Raw genomic sequence first — 4,495 nt, 5'->3', positions numbered from 1 at the left:
CATCCAGTATCGGGGCGACCCTCCGCCTTGCGATCGCACGCACCAGACGTCGCCGGACCCGCCCTCCGGGCGGACGGCGCCACTTTCGACACACGTCCTAACTCGCTGAGCCCCGTCTGGTTACGCATTCCGGCGAACCGATTCCTCTACGCCCACCTGCGGCTTCTTCCGCCCCATCGAGACCACGAAGGCGGTACCCCAGTACGCCAGAAGGACGGCCTTCACCCCCAGTGAGGCCATGGCCTCGCGTACCGTCCGGCCGCGCCCGTGGCGGGCGTTCATCGCCCGGACCACCCACCGGACCATCGCCGGTCTCCTCCCCCTCTCATCGCACGGCCTCCCCGGCCGCACGGGCGGAGGCGGTCCGGTGCCAGGGGCCTTCGGGGTCGTCGTATGCCTCGGCGTAGGCGGGTCCGGCGATCGGGCGGCCGGCGAAGAGTTCGTCCGGCAGCGCGCACGACTCCACCAGCCTGGGAGCGTGCGCGGCGACGGCGGTCACGGCCTCCTCGTACAGGTCGGGCAGGACACTTACCTGCTCGGCCGTCATCCGTCCGACGGCCAGCAGTTCTCCGGTGCTGCGGCCGACCTGCCGGAGCAGGAACAACCACTCGACCTCGACGAGCCGTTCGCGTGCGGCCCCCTCGGGCAGGGCGGCGACGGCCTCCGCGAACGCCTCGGCCGCCTGCCGGGCCGCGTACTCCTCCACTCCCCGCAGGGCGGCACCCGAAGCCGCGTTCCAGCGCCCGAGCGCGTCCCCGGCAGGTGCGGCGCCCATGCGCGCCCGGGCCCGCGCGAAACGGAGGGCCTCCACCACGGCGAGCAGCCCGCGCAGGAAGACCGGATCCCTGAGGCCGCCCGGCCCCACCGCCCCGTCGGCGGCGTGCACCGGGGCTTGTGGTGCCAGGGGCAGCATCTCGGCCGCCGCCTTGACGTGCACGGGGAGGTTGTCGCCCTCGGCGGTGATGGTGCCCTCGATGCCGGTGACCAGTGCGGCGAGACCGTTGTGCTCCAGCAGCCCCTGCGCTCCGCAGCGTTCACGGCATTCCACGATCACATCCCTCGCCTGCCAGGTGATCCACCCCTTGGCGACGGCGACCAGCCGCTCCGCAGCCCCCCGGTCGGTCTCGTCCGCGCTCGCCTCCCAGCGGTCGAGCGCACGGCGGTGCAGCAGGCTCATCGCGAAGACCGTGGCCACTGCCTCGGCCAACGGGCCGTGGTGGGTGCGGTGGGCGTACACGGGAATCGCGCCGGTGCCGCGCGGGCCCGCGACGGTACGGTGCCCGGCGTAGCGCACGGCGACGGCGAGCGCGACGCGCGCCGAGCCGACCGCGCAGGCGCTCATGGCCAGCTTGCCGGGAGTGACCCTGGCGATCGAGGCGAGCAGGCGCCGCCGTCTGCCCGGCAGCGCGCCGGTGAACTCGCCGCCGTCGCCCACGTGTCCCTGAGGTCCGGTGAGCAGTGCCGAACGGGGTACGAAGCAGTCGTCGAACGAGGTGAGGCAGTGGTCCACCGGCGAACCCATCCGGGCCGGCAGCCTGCGCACCCGTACGCCCGGGAGGGCGGCGACGGCGTCGGTGAGCGGTACCAGCAGGAGAAAAACGCCGTGATCGGCCCCGTCGACGACAAGCCGCGCGGCGACCAACCCGCTCTTGGGGCCGCCCACCGGGCTGGTGTTGGGCATGAACTTCTGCGCGCCCGCGTGCGGGGTGCGCAGCACGAATCCGTCACGCGCGCGGTCGTACGTGGCGGTCGTCTCCACCTCGGTCGCGTCGTTGCCGTGCGCGACCTCCGTACAGAGGAAGGTACCGATCTCGTCCATGTGCAGCGGTCCGGAGAGGTCGCGGCGCCCCTCGGGGTCGTGGTCGAGCAGACTGCCGAGGAACAGGTTGTAGTGGATCCCCGCCACCGTGGCGAGGGTGGGATCGACCGGCCCGAGCCACTCGTGCATCGCGGTGAGGGCACGTACGTCACAGGCGAGCCGGGCCGCACTGTCGAGGGAGCGGTTGATCAGCCGCAACCGCTCGTAGGAGAGAGCGAGTTGATCATCCGAGGTGGAGCATGTACCGCTCCGGAAGGGTTCGGTGGTGGTCAGACGGCGCCAGAAGGCGTGCTCGCGGCGGAAGTCGGGGCCGAAGATCACGGCACTCAGCGCGTCCGTGACGGCAGACAGCGGCGCCGCGGCGGGGAGAGGGGTCATGTTCCGTTGAACGATCACGGAACGGCGAGGACACCCCTCGTCGCCCGTCGGCCGAGCACCGCCACCGCCACCGTCCGCTCCCGCTTCCCCCCCGCCTGATCGAGCCAGCCTCGCCCCGGGCATCGGCTCGCGCCGCAGCACGCACCGGTCGTGCCGGTACAGTTCGGCCCGCACCGACGCTTCGACACCCACTACGCCCTCCGCTCCTCCACCCGTCGACCGGCCCGTCGCACGACCGGGCGGCAGTACTCAGCATCCTCCAGGCCGATCGGCCCCTTCCACCGGCGTGCGCCGGGGCCCACGGTCCCGTTCCCGGCCGGGGAGCAGAATGTGGGCCACGGCTGTCGGTGCGCCGGCGGTCCGTGCGGTCGGCCGCGCTCCTGCCGCGACCCGTGGTGCCGGTATCGGCAGAGGACGATCGTGAGGGAAGGCGATGGATGTGCGGATCTCCGAAGAGAGCGTGTTCGATCCGGAGGAGATCCTCGCGCTCTACGACTCCGTGAAGTGGACGGGCTACACCCGCGATGTCGGGAAACTCTGTCGGGGCCTGACCAACTCCCACCTGGTCGTCACCGCCCGGGACGAGTCGGGCGCGCTCGTGGGACTGACCCGAACGATCTCCGACGACGAGAGCGTCTGCTACGTCCAGGACCTCCTGGTCGATCCGGCGTTCCATCGGCAGGGCGTCGGCCGCGCCCTGATCGAGCACCTGAAGCAGCGGTACGCCCACTGCCGCTTCTTCCTCCTGTCCACCGACCACGAATCGACGCCGGAGGGCAGGAACAACGCCGCCTTCTACCGGAGCCTCGGGTTCCTCTCCTACGAGGAGAAGCGGATGGCGGCTTTCGGCCTGCCGAGGGTCCGGCCCAACGCGAACGACGTGAGCACGTGAGCAGGCGAGCACGTGAGCACGTGAGCACGTGAGGAACCGGACTTCCCACCAAACCTGATGTTGGTCTGTCAGGCGTGCCGGAATGCCAGCGCCACGTTGTGCCCTCCGAAGCCGAAGGAGTGGCTCACGGCGGTCTCGACGCACTGTCTGCGCGCCTCCTTCACCACGCAGTCGAGCTCGAACGCGTCGGTGACCGAGTCGAGGTTGGCGATCGGCGGAACGAGTCCGTGCTCCAGTGTCAGCACGGTGGCCACGGCCTCGATGGCCCCGGCCGCCGCGAGGGTGTGGCCGACGACGCCCTTGGGTGCGGTGACCGTGGGCGCGTGCGGGAAGAGCCGGCCGATGAGGGCGGTCTCCATCGCGTCGTTGAGCAGGGTGGACGTGCCGTGGGCGTTGACGTGGTCGACCTCGCCGGGTGTCCAGCCGGCCTGCCGCAGGGCCTCCTCCACCGCCCGTTGCGCACCCCGGCCGTCGGGTTCGGGTGCGGTGGGGTGGTAGGCGTCGGTGCTGGAGCCGGCTCCGACGAGCAGCGCGCGGGTGCGCCCGCTCCGGGCCCGTACGTCCGCCTCGCGTTCCAGTACGAGCATGGCCGCGCCCTCGCCCATGACGAAGCCGTCCCGGTCGGCGGCGAAGGGGCGGGAGGCGCTCGCCGGGTCGTCGGACCGGGTGGAGAGGGCGCCCATCCGGGCGAACGCGGAGACGACGAGGGGGGTGAGGACGGATTCGGCGCCGCCTGCCACCACGATGTCGCACTGACCGCTGTCGAGCAGATCGCGGGCGACGCTGATGGCCGTCGCACCGGAGGCGCAGGCCGTGACCGGGGCGAGGCTCGGCCCGTGGGCGCGGAGCGCGATGGCCACCTCCCCGGCGGCGGCGTTCGGGATCATCATGGGGACCAGCAGCGGTGACACGGCGTCCGGTCCGTCGTCGGCCAGCCTGCGGGCGTTGTCGACGAGCACCGAGACGCCGCCCACGCCGACTCCGAGGACCACGCCGACCCGGCCGCCGTCCCAGTGCGCGGGGTCGTGCCCGGCGTCCGCGACCGCCTGCCGGGCGGCGACGAGGGCCAGTTTCACGAACCGCGCCATCCGCCACACCGAGCGGCCGCCGACCGCGACGTCGAGATCGACGCTGTCCACCGGGCAGGCGAAGTCGACGGGCAGACCGGCGAGTTCCTCGCACCTTCGTGCCGTGGACCGGCCGGAGCAGAGCCCCGCCCAGAAGGAGTGCTCGTCGGTGCCCGCGGGGGTGACCACCCCGAGGCCGGTGACGGCGACGGCGGCACCGGCACCGGCACCGGCACCGGCCAGGCTTCCGTGGCGCACGGCGAGGTGAAGGTCGCCCTCCAGGAGCTCCGCGACCTCGCCCGGGACATCCACCCCGCCGTCCTCACCGACCGGGGCCTG

At 72.5% G+C, this 4,495-nt stretch carries 4 protein-coding genes; 1 reads left to right on the top strand and 3 read right to left on the bottom strand.

The features are described 5' to 3' along the window. Positions 1-120: 120 nt before the first annotated feature. Positions 121-306: a hypothetical protein gene (locus ACWD3D_RS33775; RefSeq protein WP_451464528.1), complete on the bottom strand. Its 186-nt coding sequence runs from the start codon at positions 304-306 to the stop codon at positions 121-123. A gap of 19 nt (positions 307-325) precedes the next feature. Further along, positions 326-2,197, bottom strand: coding sequence for an acyl-CoA dehydrogenase family protein (locus ACWD3D_RS33770; protein WP_451464527.1), 1,872 nt, complete (start codon positions 2,195-2,197; stop codon positions 326-328). A 439-nt stretch (positions 2,198-2,636) separates the two neighbouring features. Here ACWD3D_RS33770 and ACWD3D_RS33765 point away from each other — a divergent pair, with 439 nt between their 5' ends. After that, entirely contained in the window at positions 2,637-3,089 is a 453-nt protein-coding gene (locus tag ACWD3D_RS33765) for a GNAT family N-acetyltransferase (RefSeq protein ID WP_451464526.1), read from the top strand. 68 nt (positions 3,090-3,157) lie between these two features. On the opposite strand, the gene ACWD3D_RS33760 is transcribed toward ACWD3D_RS33765, so the two are convergent. Further along, positions 3,158-4,414, bottom strand: coding sequence for a beta-ketoacyl-[acyl-carrier-protein] synthase family protein (locus ACWD3D_RS33760; protein WP_451464525.1), 1,257 nt, complete (start codon positions 4,412-4,414; stop codon positions 3,158-3,160). Positions 4,415-4,495 lie beyond the last annotated feature (81 nt).

The sequence above is a fragment of the Streptomyces sp. NPDC002690 genome, from assembly GCF_053592415.1.
Note: the sequence above shows the minus strand (reverse complement) of the source record. Positions and strands in the feature narration are given on the sequence as shown.

Coding starts and splice junctions, on each gene's coding strand:
- ACWD3D_RS33770 (WP_451464527.1), bottom strand. CDS start 2,197: ATGACCCCTCTCCCCGCCGCGGCGCCGCTGTCTGCCGTCACGGACGCG.
- ACWD3D_RS33775 (WP_451464528.1), bottom strand. CDS start 306: ATGGTCCGGTGGGTGGTCCGGGCGATGAACGCCCGCCACGGGCGCGGC.